The sequence below is a fragment of the Janibacter sp. LM genome (assembly GCF_039631275.1).
Taxonomy (GTDB): Bacteria; Actinomycetota; Actinomycetes; order Actinomycetales; family Dermatophilaceae; genus Janibacter; species Janibacter terrae.
Genome location: NZ_JBDIVG010000005.1, coordinates 42,737 through 60,784, shown reverse-complemented (window position 1 = coordinate 60,784; position 18,048 = coordinate 42,737). Strand labels below are relative to the sequence as shown.

At 72.8% G+C, this 18,048-nt stretch carries 18 protein-coding genes; 9 read left to right on the top strand and 9 right to left on the bottom strand.

The window, feature by feature from the left end:
* Positions 1–162: 162 nt before the first annotated feature.
* Together sucD and sucC are read right to left on the bottom strand one after the other, a co-directional pair.
* Positions 163–1,053 carry a succinate--CoA ligase subunit alpha gene (gene sucD, locus ABC138_RS03470; protein ID WP_068321809.1) on the bottom strand — a complete coding sequence of 297 codons (891 nt, stop codon included), beginning with the start codon at positions 1,051–1,053 and terminating at the stop codon, positions 163–165.
* 17 nt (positions 1,054–1,070) lie between these two features.
* Entirely contained in the window at positions 1,071–2,252 is a 1,182-nt protein-coding gene (gene sucC, locus ABC138_RS03465) for an ADP-forming succinate--CoA ligase subunit beta (protein ID WP_068321806.1), read from the bottom strand.
* A 178-nt stretch (positions 2,253–2,430) separates the two neighbouring features.
* Here sucC and ABC138_RS03460 point away from each other — a divergent pair, with 178 nt between their 5' ends.
* Positions 2,431–3,357, top strand: coding sequence for an alpha/beta fold hydrolase (locus ABC138_RS03460; protein WP_245634764.1), 927 nt, complete (start codon positions 2,431–2,433; stop codon positions 3,355–3,357).
* Between the two features lie 120 nt (positions 3,358–3,477).
* The gene (locus ABC138_RS03455) at positions 3,478–4,404 is read left to right on the top strand and encodes a M23 family metallopeptidase (RefSeq protein WP_068321803.1); all 927 of its coding nucleotides are present in this window, start codon (positions 3,478–3,480) and stop codon (positions 4,402–4,404) included.
* Between the two features lie 98 nt (positions 4,405–4,502).
* Here the strand turns inward: ABC138_RS03455 and pcrA are convergent, their stop codons facing one another.
* The gene (pcrA, locus tag ABC138_RS03450) at positions 4,503–6,950 is read right to left on the bottom strand and encodes a DNA helicase PcrA (RefSeq protein WP_068321800.1); all 2,448 of its coding nucleotides are present in this window, start codon (positions 6,948–6,950) and stop codon (positions 4,503–4,505) included.
* A gap of 49 nt (positions 6,951–6,999) precedes the next feature.
* On the opposite strand from pcrA, the gene ABC138_RS03445 reads away from it, so the two are divergent.
* Both ABC138_RS03445 and ligD read left to right on the top strand, forming a co-directional pair.
* Complete coding sequence (locus ABC138_RS03445) at positions 7,000–7,590, top strand: GNAT family N-acetyltransferase (protein WP_068321797.1); 591 nt, start codon at positions 7,000–7,002, stop codon at positions 7,588–7,590.
* Between the two features lie 21 nt (positions 7,591–7,611).
* Positions 7,612–8,577, top strand: a complete 966-nt coding sequence (gene ligD, locus ABC138_RS03440; RefSeq protein WP_068321794.1) for a non-homologous end-joining DNA ligase — start codon at positions 7,612–7,614, stop codon at positions 8,575–8,577.
* Here ligD and ABC138_RS03435 read toward each other — a convergent pair.
* On the bottom strand, positions 8,574–8,900 hold the full coding sequence (locus tag ABC138_RS03435) for a TfoX/Sxy family protein (RefSeq protein ID WP_068321791.1): 327 nt from the start codon (positions 8,898–8,900) through the stop codon (positions 8,574–8,576). The genes ligD and ABC138_RS03435 overlap by 4 nt on opposite strands.
* Before the next feature lie 33 nt (positions 8,901–8,933).
* Here ABC138_RS03435 and ABC138_RS03430 point away from each other — a divergent pair, with 33 nt between their 5' ends.
* The 3 genes from ABC138_RS03430 (at position 8,934) to ABC138_RS03420 (ending at position 11,787) form a co-directional block, all read left to right on the top strand.
* Positions 8,934–9,764: a uracil-DNA glycosylase gene (locus ABC138_RS03430; RefSeq protein ID WP_068321788.1), complete on the top strand. Its 831-nt coding sequence runs from the start codon at positions 8,934–8,936 to the stop codon at positions 9,762–9,764.
* A 23-nt stretch (positions 9,765–9,787) separates the two neighbouring features.
* Positions 9,788–10,777 carry a quinone oxidoreductase gene (locus ABC138_RS03425; RefSeq protein WP_068321785.1) on the top strand — a complete coding sequence of 330 codons (990 nt, stop codon included), beginning with the start codon at positions 9,788–9,790 and terminating at the stop codon, positions 10,775–10,777.
* 137 nt (positions 10,778–10,914) lie between these two features.
* On the top strand, positions 10,915–11,787 hold the full coding sequence (locus ABC138_RS03420) for a DUF559 domain-containing protein (protein WP_345912757.1): 873 nt from the start codon (positions 10,915–10,917) through the stop codon (positions 11,785–11,787).
* 61 nt (positions 11,788–11,848) lie between these two features.
* On the opposite strand, the gene ABC138_RS03415 is transcribed toward ABC138_RS03420, so the two are convergent.
* Genes ABC138_RS03415 through ABC138_RS03405 form a run of 3 tightly spaced genes read right to left on the bottom strand, consistent with a single transcriptional unit; the run spans position 11,849 to position 13,942 of the window.
* On the bottom strand, positions 11,849–12,187 hold the full coding sequence (locus ABC138_RS03415) for a hypothetical protein (protein ID WP_068321779.1): 339 nt from the start codon (positions 12,185–12,187) through the stop codon (positions 11,849–11,851).
* Positions 12,188–12,221: 34 nt separating this feature from the next.
* Positions 12,222–12,866: an NUDIX domain-containing protein gene (locus ABC138_RS03410; protein WP_068321776.1), complete on the bottom strand. Its 645-nt coding sequence runs from the start codon at positions 12,864–12,866 to the stop codon at positions 12,222–12,224.
* Complete coding sequence (locus ABC138_RS03405) at positions 12,863–13,942, bottom strand: glycosyltransferase family 4 protein (RefSeq protein ID WP_345912756.1); 1,080 nt, start codon at positions 13,940–13,942, stop codon at positions 12,863–12,865. Before ABC138_RS03405 ends, ABC138_RS03410 begins: the two co-directional genes overlap by 4 nt.
* Before the next feature lie 43 nt (positions 13,943–13,985).
* Between ABC138_RS03405 and ABC138_RS03400 the strand changes: the two genes are divergently transcribed.
* Both ABC138_RS03400 and ABC138_RS03395 read left to right on the top strand, forming a co-directional pair.
* The gene (locus ABC138_RS03400; protein WP_068321770.1) at positions 13,986–14,831 is read left to right on the top strand and encodes a PIG-L family deacetylase; all 846 of its coding nucleotides are present in this window, start codon (positions 13,986–13,988) and stop codon (positions 14,829–14,831) included.
* Positions 14,828–15,895, top strand: coding sequence for a lysylphosphatidylglycerol synthase transmembrane domain-containing protein (locus ABC138_RS03395; RefSeq protein WP_345912755.1), 1,068 nt, complete (start codon positions 14,828–14,830; stop codon positions 15,893–15,895). The genes ABC138_RS03400 and ABC138_RS03395 overlap by 4 nt, the downstream gene beginning before the upstream one ends.
* On the opposite strand, the gene ABC138_RS03390 is transcribed toward ABC138_RS03395, so the two are convergent.
* Entirely contained in the window at positions 15,896–16,687 is a 792-nt protein-coding gene (locus tag ABC138_RS03390) for a cobalamin biosynthesis protein CobB (RefSeq protein WP_345912754.1), read from the bottom strand. It lies immediately after the preceding gene.
* The gene (locus ABC138_RS03385; protein ID WP_345912753.1) at positions 16,684–18,027 is read right to left on the bottom strand and encodes a MurT ligase domain-containing protein; all 1,344 of its coding nucleotides are present in this window, start codon (positions 18,025–18,027) and stop codon (positions 16,684–16,686) included. Before ABC138_RS03385 ends, ABC138_RS03390 begins: the two co-directional genes overlap by 4 nt.
* Positions 18,028–18,048 lie beyond the last annotated feature (21 nt).

Here is an 18,048-nt window from a genome sequence, read left to right as displayed (position 1 = left end):
TCCACGTGGTGGCGCCCACGTGGACCGCGGGGTGTCTCAGTGCGTGGCGACGTACCTGAGCCTTCGCCCGATTGCGTCAGGTCTTCGTCCGCCCACGTCCTCACGACGAAGGGCGCCGCACACGTGGTCGTGTGCGGCGCCCTTCGTCAGGCCGGGACGTCCTCAGCTGGACAGGCCCTTCATGATCTCGCGCATGAGGTCCGCCGTCTCGGACGGCGTCTTGCCGACCTTGACACCGGCGGCCTCGAGGGCCTCCTTCTTGGCGGCCGCCGTACCGGAGGAGCCGGAGACGATGGCGCCGGCGTGGCCCATGGTCTTGCCCTCCGGGGCGGTGAAGCCGGCGACGTAGCCGACGACCGGCTTGGTCACGTGGTCCTTGATGTACGCCGCGGCGCGCTCCTCGGCGTCGCCACCGATCTCGCCGATCATGACGATCGCGTCGGTCTCGGGGTCGTTCTCGAACGCCTCGAGGCAGTCGATGTGCGTCGTCCCGATGATCGGGTCGCCACCGATGCCGACGCCCGTGGAGAAGCCGAACTCACGCAGCTCGTACATCATCTGGTAGGTCAGCGTGCCCGACTTCGACACGAGACCGATGCGCCCGGCGCCGGCGATGTCCGCCGGGATGATGCCGGCGTTGGCCTTGCCGGGGCTGATCAGGCCCGGGCAGTTGGGGCCGATGAGACGCGTGGCCTTGCCCTTGGAGTAGTTGTAGAACTCCGCCGAGTCCTTGACCGCGATGCCCTCGGTGATGATCACGGCGAGGCCGATCTCGGCGTCGATCGCCTCGACGACGGCGGACTTGGCGAAGGCCGGCGGCACGAAGATGACCGACACGTCGGCGCCGGTCTCCTTGATGGCGTCGGCGACGGAGCCGAAGACGGGGACGGACTGGCCACCCGGGAAGTCGACGCTCTGGCCGGCCTTCTTGGGGTTGACGCCGCCCACGACGTTGGTGCCGGAGGCGAGCATGCGCGTGGTGTGCTTCATGCCCTCGGAGCCGGTCATGCCCTGGACGATGACCTTGGAGTCAGCGGTGAGGAAGATTGCCATGTCTGTGTCTGCGTCCTTTACTTCGCGGCCAGCTCGGCGGCCTTGCGGGCGGCGCCGTCCATGGTGTCCTCGATGGACACGAGGGGGTGGTTGAACTCGGCGAGGATGCGGCGACCCTCTTCGACGTTGTTGCCGTCGAGGCGGACGACGAGCGGCTTGGTCGCCCCGTCGCCCAGCGTCTTGAGCGCGCCCACGATGCCGTCGGCGACCGCGTCGCACGCGGTGATGCCGCCGAAGACGTTGACGAAGACGGACTTGACCTGCTCGTCGTGGAGGATGACGTCCAGACCGTTGGCCATGACCTCGGCCGAGGCGCCGCCACCGATGTCGAGGAAGTTGGCCGGCTTGGCCCTGCCCGCGGTGTAGTCCTCACCCGCGTAGGCGACGACGTCGAGGGTGCTCATGACGAGCCCGGCGCCGTTGCCGATGATGCCGACGTTGCCGTCGAGCTTGACGTAGTTGAGGCCCTTGGCCTTCGCCTTGGCCTCGAGCGGGTCCGCGGCCTCCTTGTCCTCGAGCGCGGCGTGCTCGGGCTGGCGGAAGTCCGCGTTGCCGTCGAGCGTCACCTTGCCGTCGAGGGCCACGATGTCGCCCTGCTGCGTCTTGACGAGCGGGTTGACCTCGACGAGGGTCGCGTCCTCCTCGCGGTAGACGACCCAGAGCTTCTTCAGGACGTCAGCGATCTTGGCCTGGTCCGCGGCGTCGAAGCCGGCGGCCTGCACGATCTCCGTGGCCTTGGCGTCGTCGATGCCGACGTTGGGGTCGACCTCGATGCGCGCGAGGGCCTCGGGGCGCTCGACGGCGAGCTGCTCGATCTCCATGCCGCCCTCCTTGGAGCACATGGCGAGGTAGGAGCGGTTGGCCCGGTCGAGCAGGATCGAGAAGTAGTACTCCTCGGCGATCTGGGCGCCCTGGGCGATCATGACCTTGTGGACCGTGTGGCCCTTGATGTCCATGCCGAGGATGTTCTCGGCCGCCTCGGTTGCTTCGTCAAGGGTCTTGGCGACCTTGACGCCACCGGCCTTGCCACGTCCACCGGTCTTGACCTGGGCCTTGACGACGGTGACGCCGCCGCTCTTGGCCCCGATGGTCTCGGCGGCCGCGCGGGCCTCCTGCGGGGTGGTGGCGACGGCGCCGGCAAGAACCGGGACGCCGTGCTTCTCGAACACGTCGCGTGCTTGGTACTCGAAGAGATCCACGAGGGTGATTCCGTCCTCTGCTGTGGTAACGGGGGTGCGGGTCGAGACTAGCCCCCGGACGGGGGCCGAGCATCCTCCGGTCCGCGACGCGGCCGCGAGGCCCGCGAGCAGCCGACCGGTCACGGAGTCGTCACGACGCCTCGCACCGCACTCCCACCGGGGTTACCCTCGAGTCACCATGGCCCCGCACCAGCCCCACGTGAGGCAGACCCACCCCACCAGCGACCCGGCGACGACGCCGGCCGCGCTGCGGTCCGGCGTGTACCAGCAGGTGCGCCAGATGGTCTCCGCGCAGGCGATGGTCTTCGCCGCGGTCGAGCTCGTCTGGGCCGCGACCCACGTCTCGCTCTACCCCTTCGGCACCCGGGCGCCGCGCCGCGGCGGCGACCGGCACGGCTACCGCATCGAGCATCTCAGCCCCGTGCAGCGCGGCATGCTCGTCAACGGCGTGACCGAGGTCGGGACCCCGATCCTGTTGCTGCACGGCTACGCCGACAACCACTCGATCTTCACCCTGCTGCGCCGCGGCCTCCTGCGGCGAGGCTTCAGCCGGGTCTTCGCGATGAACTACTCCGTGCGCACCCGGGACGTGCGCACCGCCGCCGTGCAGCTGGCCGAGGAGATCGAGGCGATCGCCGCGGAGACCGGCTACGAGCGCATCCACATCGTGGCGCACAGCCTCGGTGGCGTCGTCGCCCGCTACTACGTCACCCGACTCGGGGGCGACGAGCGCATCCACACCCTCGTCACGCTGGGCGCACCGCACACCGGGACGCTCCTCGCGCACCTCGTGCCGGCCTCGCTCACCCGGCAGCTGCGCCCGGGCAGCGCGCTCATGCAGGAGCTGAACGCCCCCGCGCCCGGCTGCCTCACGCGGATCATCGCCTTCTGGTCCGACACCGACGAGGCGATCGTCCCCGCGGTCAACGCCTCGCTCGTCCAGGAGGGTGTCGAGGTCAGCAACATTCGCCTGCACGGCGTCGGCCACCTCTCGCTGCCGATCCTGCCGTCGGTGGTCCACCGCATCGCGACGAGCCTGACGATGCTCGACCACGACGGCAACCAGACGGCTTCGGTCACCGACATCTCCCAGCGCCCGGCCTGAGCCGGAGCCACCCCGTGACCGGGGTCACGTGACGCCCACCACCCGGTTTTGCATAACGAAAAGGTCACGCTAGGGTTTCGCAAGATTTGTCCGAGACCCCCTGCGAGGACGTCCCCCTTCATGAGTGACTACACCGGACGGCACCGGCCGCCCACCCGAGCCGAGCGCCGCGCGATCGAGCGCCGTTCGCGCCTGCCCAAGAGTTTCAGCCCTGCCTACGCGCTGCCCACCGCCGCCGCCGCGACCCTGGTCCTGTCGGCCGCGGGTGCGACCGCCGCCCAGTCCTCCACGTTCGCGGGCGGGACCGTCCAGGCACAGGGTGCGCTCGCCGCACCTGCGCCCTCGGCCGCCGCCGCCTTCCTCGAGGACCCGAAGGTCAACGAGGCCGCCCGGGCGGAGGTCGCCGGCTCGACCGCCGAGGCCGACGACCTCGCGCAGCGCCGCCAGGCCGTCTCCACCGAGGTCGCCCGCGACCAGGGCCGCCTCCAGGAGCGTCAGCGCATCGCCCGCGACAAGGCCCGCAAGGAGCTCGCTGCCAAGCGCGCCAGCGCCGAGAAGAAGAAGGAGAAGAAGGAGAAGGAGCAGGCCCAGGAGACCGGTTCCGCCCCGGGCGGGACCGCGACCAAGGGGCCGGAGGCCACCAACGCCTCGGTCGGCTCCCAGGGCTGGGTCAAGCCCCTGGACAACGCGGTCTTCACCTCCCCCTTCGGCATGCGCTGGGGCCGCCTCCACGCCGGCCAGGACTACGCGGCCTCCATCGGCACGCCCCTGAAGGCGATGAGCAGCGGCACCGTCATCGCCGCCGGCCCGATGAGCGGCTACGGCGTCTACATCGACGTCAAGTACTGGGACGGCTCGGTCTCCCGGTACGGCCACCTGAGCTCCGTGTCCGCCTCGGTCGGGCAGCAGGTCGCCCCCGGCGACGTCGTCGCCCTCTCGGGCAACACCGGTCGCTCCACCGGACCGCACCTCCACATGGAGATCCGCCCCGGTGGCGGCGGCACGATCGACCCGGCCGGCTGGCTCGCCGAGCGCGGCATCAGCTGACCCACCCGCGCGAAGGGGGCCGACGACCACTGGTCGTCGGCCCCCTTCGTCGTGCCCGGGACCTGCATTCCCCTAGGGGAATGCGGGTGAGCGGTCGGTCAGAGCTTCTCGAGCGGCGCGTAGCGCAGCAGCAGGCGCTTGACGCCGTCCTCACCGCCGAAGTCGACGTGGGCCATCGCCTTGTCCCCCTCGCCCTCGACGCGGATGACCGTGCCGAGGCCGAAGCTGTCGTGGGTCACCTTGTCGCCGTCGGCGAGCGCGATGGGGGGTCGGTTGCCCGGCGAGCGCACCCCGGGTCGGGCCGCCAGGCGCGCGACCGCCGGCTCGCGGCGTGAGCGCGACGGACCGACCGGTGGGCCGGTGCGCTCCCAGCGCACGAGGTCCGCGGGGATCTCGTCGAGGAAGCGCGAGGCCGGGTTGTACTGGGGCGCGCCGTAGGCGCTGCGCACCGCCGCCCGGGAGAGGTGCAGCCGCTCGCGGGCGCGGGTGATGCCGACGTACGCGAGGCGCCGCTCCTCCTCCAGCTCCTTGGGGTCGCTCAGGCTGCGGCTGTGAGGGAAGGTGCCGTCCTCCATGCCGGTGAGGAAGACGACGGGGAACTCCAGGCCCTTGGCGGTGTGCAGCGTCATCAGGGTGACGACTCCTTGGTCGACACGGCCCTCCCCTGCCGTTGGTTCCTCAGGGATCTCGTCCGCGTCGGCGACGAGGCTCACCTGCTCGAGGAAGTCGTCGAGGCTGATCACCTCGCCGGTCGCCTCGCGGGTGGCGTCGAACTCGCGGGCCACGCCGACGAGCTCCGCGAGGTTCTCCAGCCGGGTCTCGTCCTGGGGGTCGCGGCTGGCCTGCAGCTCGGTGACGTAACCGGTGCGGTCGAGGACGGCCTCCAGCATGTCCCCGATGCCGGCCCCGGACTCGTGCAGCTCTCCCAGGCCCTCCAGGAGCGCGGTGAACCCCTTGACCGAGGTCACCGAGCGCGTGGCGATGCCGGGCGCGTCCTCGACCCGCCCGAGCGCCGCGACGAAGGGGATGCGCTCGCGCTCCGCCAGCTGCGCCACGGCCGCCTGGGCCCGGTCGCCGATGCCCCGCTTGGGCACGTTGATGATCCGGCGCAGGTTGACCGTGTCGGCAGGGTTGGCGACGACGCGCAGGTAGGCCAGGGCGTCCTTGACCTCGCGACGCTCGTAGAAGCGGGTGCCGCCGACGACCTTGTACGGCAGCCCGACCCGCACGAGGACCTCCTCGATGGCGCGCGACTGGGCGTTGGTCCGGTAGAAGATCGCGACATCGCCGGGGCGGACCCCGTGCTGGTCGTGCAGCTCGTCGACCGTCTTGGCGATGAACGCGGCCTCGTCGTGCTCGTTGTCCCCGACGTAGCCGATGATCGGCTCGCCGGCGCCGGCCTGGGTCCACAGGTTCTTCTTGCGGCGCGACTCGTTGCGCTCGATGACGGCATTGGCCGCGGTGAGGATCGTCTGGGTGGAGCGGTAGTTCTGCTCGAGGAGGATTGAGCGGGCGTCGGGGTAGTCCTCCTCGAACTCGACGATGTTGCGGATCGAGGCGCCGCGGAAGGCGTAGATCGACTGGTCGGCGTCGCCGACGACGACGAGCTCGCTCGGCTCGACGGCGTGCTCGCCGCGGGCCTGCCCGTCGGCACCACCGACCAGCTCGCGCACGAGCTGGTACTGCGCGTGGTTGGTGTCCTGGTACTCGTCGACGAGCACGTGGCGGAAGCGGCGGCGGTAGTGCTCGGCGACGTCCGGGAAGGCCTGCAGGATGTGCACCGTCATCATGATGATGTCGTCGAAGTCCAGCGCGTTGGCCTGACGCAGGCGGCGCTGGTACTCGGTGTAGACCGCGGAGAGCGTCTGCTCCTGGTGCGTGCCGCCGGGTCGCTGCGCGTCCTCGTCGGCGGCGACCGTGCGGGCGAAGTCCTCCGCGTCGACCAGCTCGTTCTTGAGGTTGCTGATGCGGTGGGAGAAGGATCGCGGCGGGAAGCGCTTGGGGTCGAGGTCGAGGTCGCGCATGACGAGCGCGATGAGTCGCTGGCTGTCGGCCGCGTCGTAGATCGAGAAGTTGCTCTTCATCCCGACCTTGGTCGCCTCGCGACGCAGGATGCGCACGCACGCCGAGTGGAAGGTCATGACCCACATCGCCTTGGCCCGCGGGCCCACGAGGTCCTCGACGCGCTCGCGCATCTCGGCGGCGGCCTTGTTGGTGAAGGTGATCGCCAGGATCTGCCCCGGCTGCGCGCCGCGCGCCGCGAGCAGGTGCGCGATGCGGTGGGTGAGCACCCGGGTCTTGCCCGAGCCGGCACCGGCGATGATGAGGAGGGGACCGCCGTCGTGGAGCACGGCCTCGCGCTGGGCGGGGTTGAGGCCGGCGACGAGCTCCTCGGGGTCCGGCTGCGCCGGGCGCCCGTGGCGACTGTGCGCCGCGCGGGTGGGACCCTCGTCGGACATGGCCCACGTGGGGACACCGGTGTCGGTCACGTCCTTGGTCCAGTCACCGGGCAGGGCATCGGGGAGGTCGTCGAAGAGGCTGCTCATGTCGGCGTCCAGCCTACGTGGCGCAGGTGACAGCCCTAGGGTGCCTCCCATGGCCCAGATCGTGCGACCCGATGCCCGCTACCAGCGCTCCTACCTCGAGGCGCACGACGAGTTCGGCGGCGCGCACCGCGACGGTGACGGCGAGTGGCAGCAGGCGGGGGACGAGGCGACGGGCTTCGCCGGCCACGTCTTCACCCGCGAGGGCCTGGAGGACCCCGACGAGTTCCGCCGCCTCGTGCAGGTGCGGCGTGCGGCCGAGCTGCCGGAGACGCCCCGGCCCACCGGCCACGTACCCTGCACCTTCCTGTGGGTCGTCGACGGTGACGACTACCTGGGGTCCATCGCCCTCCGGCACGAGCTGACCGACGTCCTCCGCGAGCAGGGCGGGCACATCGGGTACTCGATCCGCCCCTCGGCGCGGCGGCAGGGGCACGCGGGCACCGCCCTTCGGCAGGTCCTGGAGCTCGCGGCCGAGATGGGGCTCGAACGGGTCCTCATCACGTGCGACGAGGACAACCTCCCCTCCCGCGCGACGATCGAGGGCGCCGGCGGGGCCTACGAGGACTCCCGCGCCGGAAAGCGGCGCTACTGGGTGCCGACGGTCGCGACCGACCGGCCCGCGGGCGCCGTCATCGGCTGAGGCGGCCCTAGGCTCGGGGGCATGGCCAAGGAGCACGGTGAGGACGTCCACCTCGACGTCGGCGGTCGGGATGTGCGCATCTCCTCCCCCGACCGCGTGTACTTCCCCGAGCGCGGTGAGACCAAGCTCGAGCTCGCGCAGTACTACCTCGCCGTCGGCGAGGGGATCCTGCGCGCGCTGCGCGAGCGGCCGACGATGCTGCACCGCTTCCCCAAGGGCGTCGCGGGCGCCAAGGTCCACCAGAAGCGCCTGCCCAAGGGTGCGCCCGACTGGGTCGAGACCGTGCGGCTGCACTTCCCCCGGTACGACCTGCACGCCGACGAGCTGTGCCCGACCGAGCTCGCGCAGATCATCTGGGCCGTGCAGATGAGCACGGTCGAGCTGCACCCGTGGAACGTCCGCCGCGCCGACGTCGACCGCCCCGACGAGTGGCGCATCGACCTCGACCCCATGCCGGACGCCCCCTTCGAGCGGGTGCGACGGGTGGCCGGCGTGGTCCACGAGGTCCTCGACGAGCTCGGGGTCGTGGGCTACCCCAAGACCTCCGGCGGGTCCGGGCTGCACGTCTACGTGCGCGTCGAGCCCCGGTGGGAGTTCGGGGAGGTGCGAAGGGCGGCCCTCGCCTTCGCCCGCGAGGTCGAGCGACGCGTGCCGAAGGACGTGACGACGACGTGGTGGCGCAAGGACCGCGACCCGGCGGCGGTCTTCGTCGACTACAACCAGAACGCCCGCGACCACACGATCGCCGCGGCGTACTCGGTGCGGGGCAACGCCGCCGGCACCGTCTCGACGCCGATCACCTGGGACGAGATCCCCGACGTCGAGCCGCGGGACTGCACGATCGCGACCGTGCCGGAGCGCTACGCCCGGCTGGGCGACCTGCACGCCGCCATCGACGACCTCGCGCACGACCTCACGCCGCTGCTCGAGTGGGCCGACCGGGACGAGGCCGGGGGCGCGGAGCCGCCGGTCGACCCGGAGGACTAGCGACGCAGGGCCGCGTCGACCCAGTGGCCCAGGCCGGCCTCGTCCTCGACGGCGTCCGGGGAGACGTCGAGCCAGCTCGGCCCCATGTCGCGGCCGCCCATGTCGGCGACCTGCGCGTAGTACGGGCCGGCGCCCGCCACGAGCTGCTCGCTCTCGTCCGGCGCGACCCTCACGAGCAGTCCTCCCCCGCCGCGGCAGCCGACGAGGATCGACCCGCCGACCATGAAGATCAGGGCGCCGAACATCCGCTTCTCCTCCCACTGCACGCCTCGGTCGAAGAGTGCGGTGCGCACCCGGTCCGCGAGGACCTCGTCGATCGCCATGGGTCCACGATGGCAGGTGCCTAGGGTGGAGGGGTGGCTGACGACGTGCTCCTCCCGCACCCGGTGACGGGCGCCCCCTTCGCCTCGCCGGTCGTGCCGGGGACCGGGTGGCCGGACGACCTCGCGACGCGCGAGACCCCCGTCGCACGGACGGCCGCCCAGGTCCGCCGCCTGGCCGCCGGTGCGGTCGGGCAGGACGAGCTCGACGCGCGGATCTCGGTCTGCCGCGCCTGCCCGCGACTCGTCACGTGGCGCGAGGAGGTGGCGGTGACCAAGCGCGCGGCCTTCTCCGACCAGCCGTACTGGGGCCGACCGGTGCCCGCGCTCGGCCCGCCCGACGCGCCCGTGCTCGTCGTGGGCCTGGCGCCGGCGGCCCACGGCGCCAACCGCACCGGGCGCAACTTCACCGGCGACCGCTCGGGCGACTGGCTCTACGCCGCCCTCCACCGGGCGGGGTACGCCAACCAGCCGGTCTCGTGGGCGGCCGGGGACGGTCTCGAGCTCGACGGCGTGCGGATCATCGCGCCGGTCCGCTGCGCTCCCCCGCAGAACAAGCCCACCCTGGTGGAAAGACAGACGTGCGCACCCTGGCTCGACGCCGACCTGGCGAGGAGCGCCCCCTTCGTCCGCTCGATCATGTGCCTCGGGTCCATCGGCTGGGACGCGACGATCGCCGGGGTGCGGCACGCGGGCTGGGAGGTGCCGCGACCGAAGCCGAAGTTCGGGCACGGCGCCCGCGCCACCCTGCGCACGCCCGAGGGCCGCGAGGTCGCGCTCGTCGGCTGCTACCACGTGAGCCAGCAGAACACCTTCACCGGCAAGCTCACCGAGTCCATGCTCGACGAGGTCATCGCCTCGCTCTGACCGGCGCGTCCTAGGGTGGGCCCATGACCACCACGACAGCGCTCGTCGTCACCGCCCACGGAGGGCCCGAGGTCCTCGCCCTCGAGGAGAGGCAGGTGGCCGACCCCGGGCCCGGGGAGGCGCTCGTCGAGGTCGTGGCCGCGGGGGTCAACTTCATCGACGTGTACCAGCGCGAGGGGGTCTACCCCACCCACCCGCCGTACGTGCAGGGCTACGAGGCAGCGGGCACCGTGCGGGCCGTCGGCGAGGGCGCCGTCGTGGCCGTGGGCGACCGGGTCGCCTGGTCGATGACGCTCGGCCTGCACGCGGGCCTCGTCATGGCCGACTCGGCCCGACTGGTGCCTGTGCCCGCTGGCGTCGACCTCGAGACCGCCTGTGCCGCAACCCTGCAGGGAATGACGGCGCATGCCCTCGTGACCGACTGCTTCCCGGTCGGCGAGGGGACCGTGGCACTCGTCCACGCCGCCGCGGGCGGCGTGGGTCAGCTGCTCACGCAGATGATCACCTCGCGCGGCGGACAGGTCATCGCCACGGCCGGGTCCCCGGCCAAGCTGGACATCGCCCGCTCCCGCGGAGCCGTCGAGCTCGTCGACTACTCGGCGACCGACGACCTCGCCGGGGACATCCGCGCGGCGGCGGAGCGGCTCGGTGCCGCGAAGGGGGTCGACGTCGCCTACGACGGCGTCGGCAAGGCGACCTTCGACGCGTCGCTGGCCTCGCTGCGGCGGCGCGGGATGCTCGTGCTCTTCGGTGGCGCGTCGGGGCAGGTGCCGCCCTTCGACCTGCAGCGGCTCAACGCCGGTGGCTCCCTCTTCGTCACCCGCCCGACGCTGGCGCACTACATCGAGGAGCGCGAGGACCTGCTCCGGCGCGGGCGCGAGGTCTTCGGCGCGATCGCCGCCGGGGAGCTGGAGGTCTCCGTCGGCGGGCGCTACGGGTTCGCCGACGCGGCCGAGGCCTACCGGGCGCTCGAGGGACGGGCGTCGACCGGGAAGCTGCTGCTCATCCCCTGACGCGTGTCGCACTGCAGTTCACGGCTCGCCTCACGAGATCCCGGGCCGGGTAGGGCCACGGCGGGGTGAACTGCAGTCCGACACCCACCTGTGGACAAGCCGTACGGGCGGATCGCCGACAGGGCCACCCTGTGGTGATGAGCATCGTCACCCATCTCGTGGGCCAGCACGGCGGCTCCGCCACCCGCGCCCAGCTGCTCGAGCTCACGACGGCCGCGACGGTGGCGAGCGCACTCCGCTCCGGGGAGGTCGCTCGACACCGACGCGGGGTCTACGGACTTCCGGCGGACGGTGCCCCGGCCCGCGCGGCGCAGCTCGGGGTGCACCTGAGCCACCGGACCGCCGCCCTGGACCACGGCTGGGGCGTCCTTCATGTCCCTGACCGCCCCGAGGTCATCGCCTCGCGCACGCGCCGCATCCGGCGGCCCACCGATCTCGACCTGCGCTACCGGACCCTCGCCGACGACGACCTGGGGCTGCACGCCACGACTGCGTTGCGCACCGTGATCGACTGCGCCCGCGACCTGCCCCTGCCCGACGCCCTCGCGGTGGCGGACTCGGCCCTGCGATCGGGCACCGTGACCGTCGACGAGCTCAACCGCGCCGTCCTGCCGAGGACCGGTCGCGCAGCCGCCCGCCGGGTGCTCGACCTCGCGTCGGCGCAGGCTGTCAACCCCTTCGAGTCGGGCCTGAGGGCCCTGGCCGTCGAGGCCACCGATGTCGCGTGGGCGCCGCAGCAGCCGATCACCCTGCGCAGCGGTCAGGCCCTGCACGCCGACGTCGGGTGTGACGACGTGCGGGTGGCCCTCGAGGCCGACAGCCACGAGTTCCACAAGAGCCGTCTGGACGTGCGCCGGGACTGCTGGCGCTACGACGAGATGATCATCTCCGGCTGGATCGTGCTGCGCTTCGCGTGGGAGCAGGTGATGTTCAACCCGGAGTGGGTGCGCGAGGTCATCGGCTGGGTGGTGCGGCAACGCGTGTCGTACTGCAGTTCACTCGGCGCGTGACGAGCTCGCGGGCCGGATCGAGCGTCGGTGTGACGAGCTGCAGTCCGACACACCGTCAAGGTCACCAGAGGAAGGCGATGGCGGCGTTGACCAGCGCCAGACCGGCAGCGGCCCAGGCGAGCTTCGACGCGGCGGCCTCGCCTCGCTTGGCCTTGGCGTTGCCGATCTCGGCGCAGGCCAGGACGGCGATCATGATGACGAGCTTGGTGCCGATCTTGGCGTGGTTGACCTCGGCGTCACCGGCCTCGGCGATGCCGGTCAGCCCGAGGCCGAGCAGCAGCTGGATGCGGGCGCCCCACACCTGGACCAGGTGACCACGACCGGCGACGGCCGGGCCGACGAGGATCGCCAGCATGGCGATCATGTGCAGGACGTACAGGACGAGACGCAGGGCTTCCATGGCCGCCAGCGTAGGCGAGCGGACGCGGCCGCTCCTACAGCGGGTAGGAGTGGCTGCCGGGCACCCACGGCCACAGCGGCGCCATCATGCTCCCGAGCGGGAGGCCGGGCACCTCCTCGATCGGCACCCAGGCCGCGGCACCGGTGGACCCGTCGACCTCCACGACCCGCGCCGGTCCCGGGTCGGGGCAGTGCGCCAGGTGGATCAGCCGCACGGCGTGGAAGTCCTCGGACCCGTCGGCCGCCACCCGGTGCACGGACTGCACCTGGACGAGCCCTCCGGGCACGACGTGCTGGCCGGTCTCCTCGTGCACCTCGCGCACGAGACCGGCCACCGGCTCCTCCCCGGGGTCGACCCCGCCCCCGGGCAGGGTCCACCGGCCGGCCCCGCCGACGACGCCGGCCGCCAGCCGTGACATCAGCAGCCGCCCGGACGCGACGACGATCGCGTACGACCCGAGGCGCTGCAGCCGGCGGGCACCCGGACTGCCCGGCTCGACGGGGACCGGCGGTCGCGCGTCGACCGGCGCGACGTCGTAGTGGACCTCGACCTCCCCCCTTCGCCCGAGCCGAGAGCCCACCGGCTCACCCACCCAGCCGTGCTCCGCGAGGAGGTCCACCGGGTGCTGCCCGTGCCGCAGCGGCAGGCGCTCGTCACCGGCGACCAGGACGACGCTCATGCACCGGCCCTGCGGTACTCGGTGACGGCCAGGTCGACGACCCGCTCCCAGGTCTGCGCCGGAGGCGTACGCGTGTTGTGCTGCGCAATGCGGGTCCGCAGGGTTTCGTCGGCGACGAGCCGCACGAGCGCGTCGGCCAGCCCCGCGTCGTCCTCGGCGAGCAGGCCCGAGCGTCCGTCGGCCACGACCTCGCGCACGCCCGAGTCACCGCGCGCGACGACGGGCAACCCGGCGGTGCGGGCCTCGAGCGCAGCAATGCCGAAGGCCTCCAGCCGGGTCGGCGACAGGTACACGTCGGCGTCGCGCCACGCGGCCGCGAGCTCGGGGCGCGTGACCCGCCCGCGCAGGCGCACGACGTCCGCCAGCCCGAGCGCGGCGGCCCGCGCCTCGAGCCACGGCCGCAGCGGTCCCTCGCCGTACACGTCGAGGCTCATCGCCCCCGGACCGAGGCGATGGCGGGCCGCGGCGACCACCGACAGCATGGCGCCCACCCGCTTGCGCGGTGCGAGACGCGAGGCGCTGACGACCCGCACCGGGCGGCCCGTGCGGACCGGGCCGGGCGGCCACGCGCTCGGGTCGATCCCGTTCGGCAGGACGGTGACCGGTCCACCGCGCGCGGCCCGCCGCACGCTGTCCGCGGCGAAGGCCGACACCGCGGACAGCACGGCGCCCCGGCGCACCCACCGCCGGACCGCGGGTCCGATCGCCGGCGCCGCCCCGTCGAGCACGCAGTGCCAGGTCAGGGCCGTCGGCAGACCGAGCGAGGTCGTCACCCGCGTCATGTCCCAGGCGAAGGGCGAGACCACCCCCAGGTGCACGTGAGCCACGTCGAAGCCGCCGACGGCCAGCAGACGTCGCGCCTCCGGCGGGGCGAAGGGGTTGACCGGCAGGCCCATCGAGAGTGGCGTGCTGAGCCGGTGCACGCGCACCCCCTCGGTGCCCGCTCCCCCGGCAGTCGCCGTGAAGACCTCGACCTCGTGCCCGGCGGCCGCGAGCTGCGCGGCCAGGTCGCCCACCTGCGACTCGATCCCCCCGGTGCGCGGCGGGTAGCAGTCGGAGAGCAGGGCGACCTTCACGGGTCCAAGGGTGCCACGCGGTGGTGTGGCAGGGTTTCACCCGATGGACGAGCCGACCCGCACGCTCGTGGTCTTCCACGCGCACCCCGATGACGAGGCCCTGCTGACCGCGGGCACCATGGCGCGCGCCGCCGCAGCGGGGCACCGCGTCGTCCTCGTCGTCGCCACCGACGGCGCGCTCGGGCTCACCGACGAGGCCTCCTTCGGGACGAAGGGGGATGCCCTCGCCTCCACCCGCAGCCGGGAGCTGGCGGCGAGCGCCCGTGCGCTCGGCGTCGCCCGTACCGTCGAGCTCGGGTACGCCGACAGCGGGAGCGGGCCGCAGGTGTCGGCCGACCCGCCGGGCGGACGACGCTTCGTGCGGGTCCCCGTGGACGAGGCCGCCGAGGCGCTCTGCGGGATCCTCCTGCAGGAGCGCGCGGACGTCCTCACGACCTACGACCCCCGGGGCGGCTACGGCCACCGTGACCACGTGCGGGTCCACGAGGTCGGGGCCCGCGCGGCGGAGCTCGCCCGCGAGCGCGGCCTGCCCGTGCGGGTGCTCTGGGCGACGGTCCCCCGTGACCTCATCTGCCGCGCCATCGACCTGGTCGCCAGGGTCTACCGCTTCCCGCCCGAGTTCGACCGCAGCAGCTTCGACCGCGCCTTCGTCGCCGGCGCCGAGATCACCCACCGGGTCCCGGTGCGCGGCTTCGCCGCCGCCAAGCGGGCGTCCATGCGCGCCCACGCGAGCCAGGGCGCCGACTCCGGCGGCGGGGACCGCACGCTCGGCATGCTCGTGCGCATCCCGCGGCCGCTCTACGACCTCGTCTTCCGCCGCGAGTGGTTCGTCGACCCCGACGTGCCGGCCGGGACGACCCGGACCGACGTCTTCGAGGGGCTGGCATGACGGCCGCGCCGGGCGAGCCGGTGGCGGCGACGACCCGGAGGACCTCCCCCGTCGTCCGGGGGGCGCAGGTCGTCCTCGGCCTCGGGCTCGCGGTCGTCATGCTCTGGTGGGGCCTGCCGCACTTCGCCAAGACCTCCTGGTCGGAGGTCCTCGCCGTCCTCGACACCGTGCCGCTGTGGAGGGCCGCTCTCTTCGTCGCGCTCGTCCTGAGCGGGCTCTACTGCTACACCTTCGTCATGACCGGCGCGATGCACGGACTGGGTCACGTGCGCGCGCTCATCCTCAACGTCTGCGGCTCGTCCGTGTCCAACCTGCTGCCCGGTGGCGGCGCGGTCGGCCTCGCGGCGACCTACTCGATCGCCAAGTCCTGGGGCTTCTCCGCCGCGAGCGTCACGACGATGGCCGTCGTGACCGGCGTGTGGAACGTCCTGGCGCGGGTCGCCCTGCCGATCATCGCCGTCCTCGCGCTGGCCTGGGGCGCCACCGACCTGCCCTCCGCGATGCGGGAGGCCGCGTGGGCCGCGGTGCTCTCCGGCACGGCGATCGCCGTCCTCTTCGCGGTGGCCATCGGCACCGACGCGGGTGCCCGCCGTCTCGGCCACGGCATCGACCGTCTCGTCCGCCTCGTGCGGCGGGGGCACGGGGACTCCGTCGAGCAGGGCCTCACCGGCATGCGCGAGCGCACGGCCGACACGGTCCGCACCGGCTGGCTGCAGATGACGCTCGGCATGGTCGGGTTCTTCGGCCTGTACTACGTGCTCTTCCTGCTGTGCACGGACACGACCGGCATCGAGCTGCCCTTCGGTCAGCTCTTCGCCGCGTACGCGATCGGCCGGCTGCTCACGGCCGTCGGCGTCACGCCCGGAGGGCTCGGGGTGACCGAGACGGGTACCGCGGCCGCGCTCGTGGCGTGGGGCGCCGACCCGGCCGCGTCGATGGCGGGGGTCGTGCTCTTCTCGATCTTCACGCACTTCCTCGAGATCCCGCTCGGGGCGCTCGGGTGGGTGGCGTGGAGCCTCATGCCCAAGGCCAGCGCCCGGGAGCTCGCCGAGACCGAGGCCTGATCAGCCGAGCAGGCGGCGCACCTGGCGCGTCTGCGCCTGCCGGGCCACCTCGTCGTCGAGCACGCCCGGCTCGAAGCCGCGCCCCGTCGCCGACTCGGCCGCCCACCCGATGAGCGTATCCGCGAGCTGCGGGTTGGCGGGGAGGATCGGGCCGTGCAGGTACGAGCCGATGACGTGGCCGGTGATCGCGCCCTCGGTGCCGTCGTTGCCGTTGTTGCCCAGGCCGTGCCGCACCCGGCCGAAGGGAGCCTGCCCCGCCCCGAGCGTCGTGGATCCCGAGTGGTTCTCGTAGCCGACGACGTCACCGTGGTCGGTGGAGAGCACGACGGGGCCGATCATCCGCTTCTCGTTGCCCTGGGTCGTGACGTCGAGGATGCCCAGGCCGGGCAGGCGCTGGCCCTGCACGGTGATGAAGGCATTGCCGAAGAGCTGGTACATCCCGCAGATCATGAGCATCGGCGTGCCGTCGGCGGCCAGGGCGCGCAGCCGGTCGGCGATCCGCTCGAGGTCCTCCTCCACCTTCGCCTGGCCGGAGTCCTGGCCGCCGCCGCCGACGAGCAGGTCGACCTGCTCGGGCAGGTCCTGCCCGGGGTGGTGCTGGTGGACGACGGGCACGTACCCGTGGCGCCGGATCCGCGAGGCGAGACACCGGGTGTTGCCGAGGTCGCCGTAGATGCTCATCTCGCGCGGGTAGAGGTGCACGAGGTGGATCTCGCCCTTGCCCTCGCTGCCGGGCTCGGCCGGCAGGTCGGAGCCGGCGGGCTCGCCGAGGATCGTGATGTCGCGGCTCATGCCGCACCTCCGGTGGGCTCGGGGGCGTCGACGCCCATCTCGGGCAGGTCGTACCGCTCCCCCAGCATGCGTCGCAGCGCGAGCATCGCCGTGTAGGTGCAGAAGATCCGCTTGGGCTCGTCGCGGTGCGCGGCGAGGAAGCCGTCCAGGGCTCGCGCGAGGTCGACCTCGGTCCCGCCGACGGGCACCTCGTCGTACTGCAGGCGCAGCGCCATGTCCCAGCCGCGCACGCCGCTGGTGACGGCGACGCCCTGGTCCCGCAGGGACTCGAAGCTCACGTCGTAGAGCCACGACACGTCGCGCCCGTCGGCGTAGTCGTCGTTGATCGCGATCATCGACGCGACGGGGGTCGACCCGTAGGTGCCGAGCGCGACCGTGAACCCGGCGGGGTTCTTGACCAGGACGAGCTCGAGCGGGGTCCCGTCGGCGTCGATGACCTCACCGCGGCCGAAGGGGGGCGACACCGTGCGCAGGGCCTGCTCCGCGGCGTCGGTGCGGAAGTCGTCGCCGAGCAGCGCGCGGGCGGTGGCGGTGGCGGCCGTCGCGTTGATCATCGCGGCGAGGCCACGCTGACGCAGCTCGACGGGGCCGACGGTGCCCCCTTCGCCGTGCTCGCCGAAGTCCACGCGCAGGCGCTGCTCGTCGAGCGGCACCAGGAGCGCGTCCTCGGCGGTGACCGCCGGTGGCGTCCACGCGTCGTGGGCGCGGGAGTCGTGCTCCTGCAGCTCACCGAGGCGCTCGGCGACGGACGCGTCGAGGCCGAACCACGAGACCCCCACGCCGGGGGTGAGGGTCGTCGCGATGCGGTTGACGAAGGGGTCGTCGCGGTTGAGCACGACCCCCCGGGTCGTCATGCCGGCGAGCTGCTCGAGCAGCCCCGCGGTGTGGTCGATCTCGGCGAAGCGGTCGAGCTGGTCGCGGGCGACGTTGAGCAGGAGGGCGTGCGTCGGTGCGACCGCCCGGGCGAAGTGCAGGGCGTGGGCCTCGTCGAGCTCGAGCACCGCGATGTCGGCCTCGAGCTGGCCGCGCAGCGGCATCTCGGCGAGCATCGCGGAGATCACCCCGCGGGTGAAGTTGCTGCCCGTCGGGTTGGTGAAGACCGTGCGCCCGTGCGCCCGCAGCAGCGCGACGAGCATCTTGGTCGTCGTCGTCTTGCCGTTGGTCCCGGACACGACGACGATGCCGCCCGGCACGTCCGCCAGCGCGTGCGCGAGGAACCCGGGGTCGATCCGCTCGGCGACGAGACCGGGGAGCGCGGAGCCCCCGGAGCCGCCGCCGCGGAGTCGGGCGGCACGGCGGGCGGCCTTGCCGGCGAGGGCGGCGACGGTGGTCTTCAGCACCGCGCCAGCGTACTCAAGCGT

What these genes read in the sequence shown, in the direction of transcription:
- ABC138_RS03460 (WP_245634764.1), top strand. Translation starts at nt 2,431, where the DNA reads ATGGCCCCGCACCAGCCCCACGTGAGGCAGACCCACCCCACCAGCGAC.
- ABC138_RS03425 (WP_068321785.1), top strand. Translation starts at nt 9,788, where the DNA reads ATGACCACCACGACAGCGCTCGTCGTCACCGCCCACGGAGGGCCCGAG.
- ABC138_RS03420 (WP_345912757.1), top strand. Translation starts at nt 10,915, where the DNA reads ATGAGCATCGTCACCCATCTCGTGGGCCAGCACGGCGGCTCCGCCACC.
- ABC138_RS03395 (WP_345912755.1), top strand. Translation starts at nt 14,828, where the DNA reads ATGACGGCCGCGCCGGGCGAGCCGGTGGCGGCGACGACCCGGAGGACC.
- ABC138_RS03410 (WP_068321776.1), bottom strand. Translation starts at nt 12,866, where the DNA reads ATGAGCGTCGTCCTGGTCGCCGGTGACGAGCGCCTGCCGCTGCGGCAC.
- ABC138_RS03390 (WP_345912754.1), bottom strand. Translation starts at nt 16,687, where the DNA reads ATGAGCCGCGACATCACGATCCTCGGCGAGCCCGCCGGCTCCGACCTG.
- ABC138_RS03445 (WP_068321797.1), top strand. Translation starts at nt 7,000, where the DNA reads ATGGCCCAGATCGTGCGACCCGATGCCCGCTACCAGCGCTCCTACCTC.
- pcrA (WP_068321800.1), bottom strand. Translation starts at nt 6,950, where the DNA reads ATGAGCAGCCTCTTCGACGACCTCCCCGATGCCCTGCCCGGTGACTGG.
- ABC138_RS03435 (WP_068321791.1), bottom strand. Translation starts at nt 8,900, where the DNA reads ATGGCGATCGACGAGGTCCTCGCGGACCGGGTGCGCACCGCACTCTTC.
- sucD (WP_068321809.1), bottom strand. Translation starts at nt 1,053, where the DNA reads ATGGCAATCTTCCTCACCGCTGACTCCAAGGTCATCGTCCAGGGCATG.
- ABC138_RS03400 (WP_068321770.1), top strand. Translation starts at nt 13,986, where the DNA reads ATGGACGAGCCGACCCGCACGCTCGTGGTCTTCCACGCGCACCCCGAT.
- ABC138_RS03415 (WP_068321779.1), bottom strand. Translation starts at nt 12,187, where the DNA reads ATGGAAGCCCTGCGTCTCGTCCTGTACGTCCTGCACATGATCGCCATG.
- ABC138_RS03455 (WP_068321803.1), top strand. Translation starts at nt 3,478, where the DNA reads ATGAGTGACTACACCGGACGGCACCGGCCGCCCACCCGAGCCGAGCGC.
- ligD (WP_068321794.1), top strand. Translation starts at nt 7,612, where the DNA reads ATGGCCAAGGAGCACGGTGAGGACGTCCACCTCGACGTCGGCGGTCGG.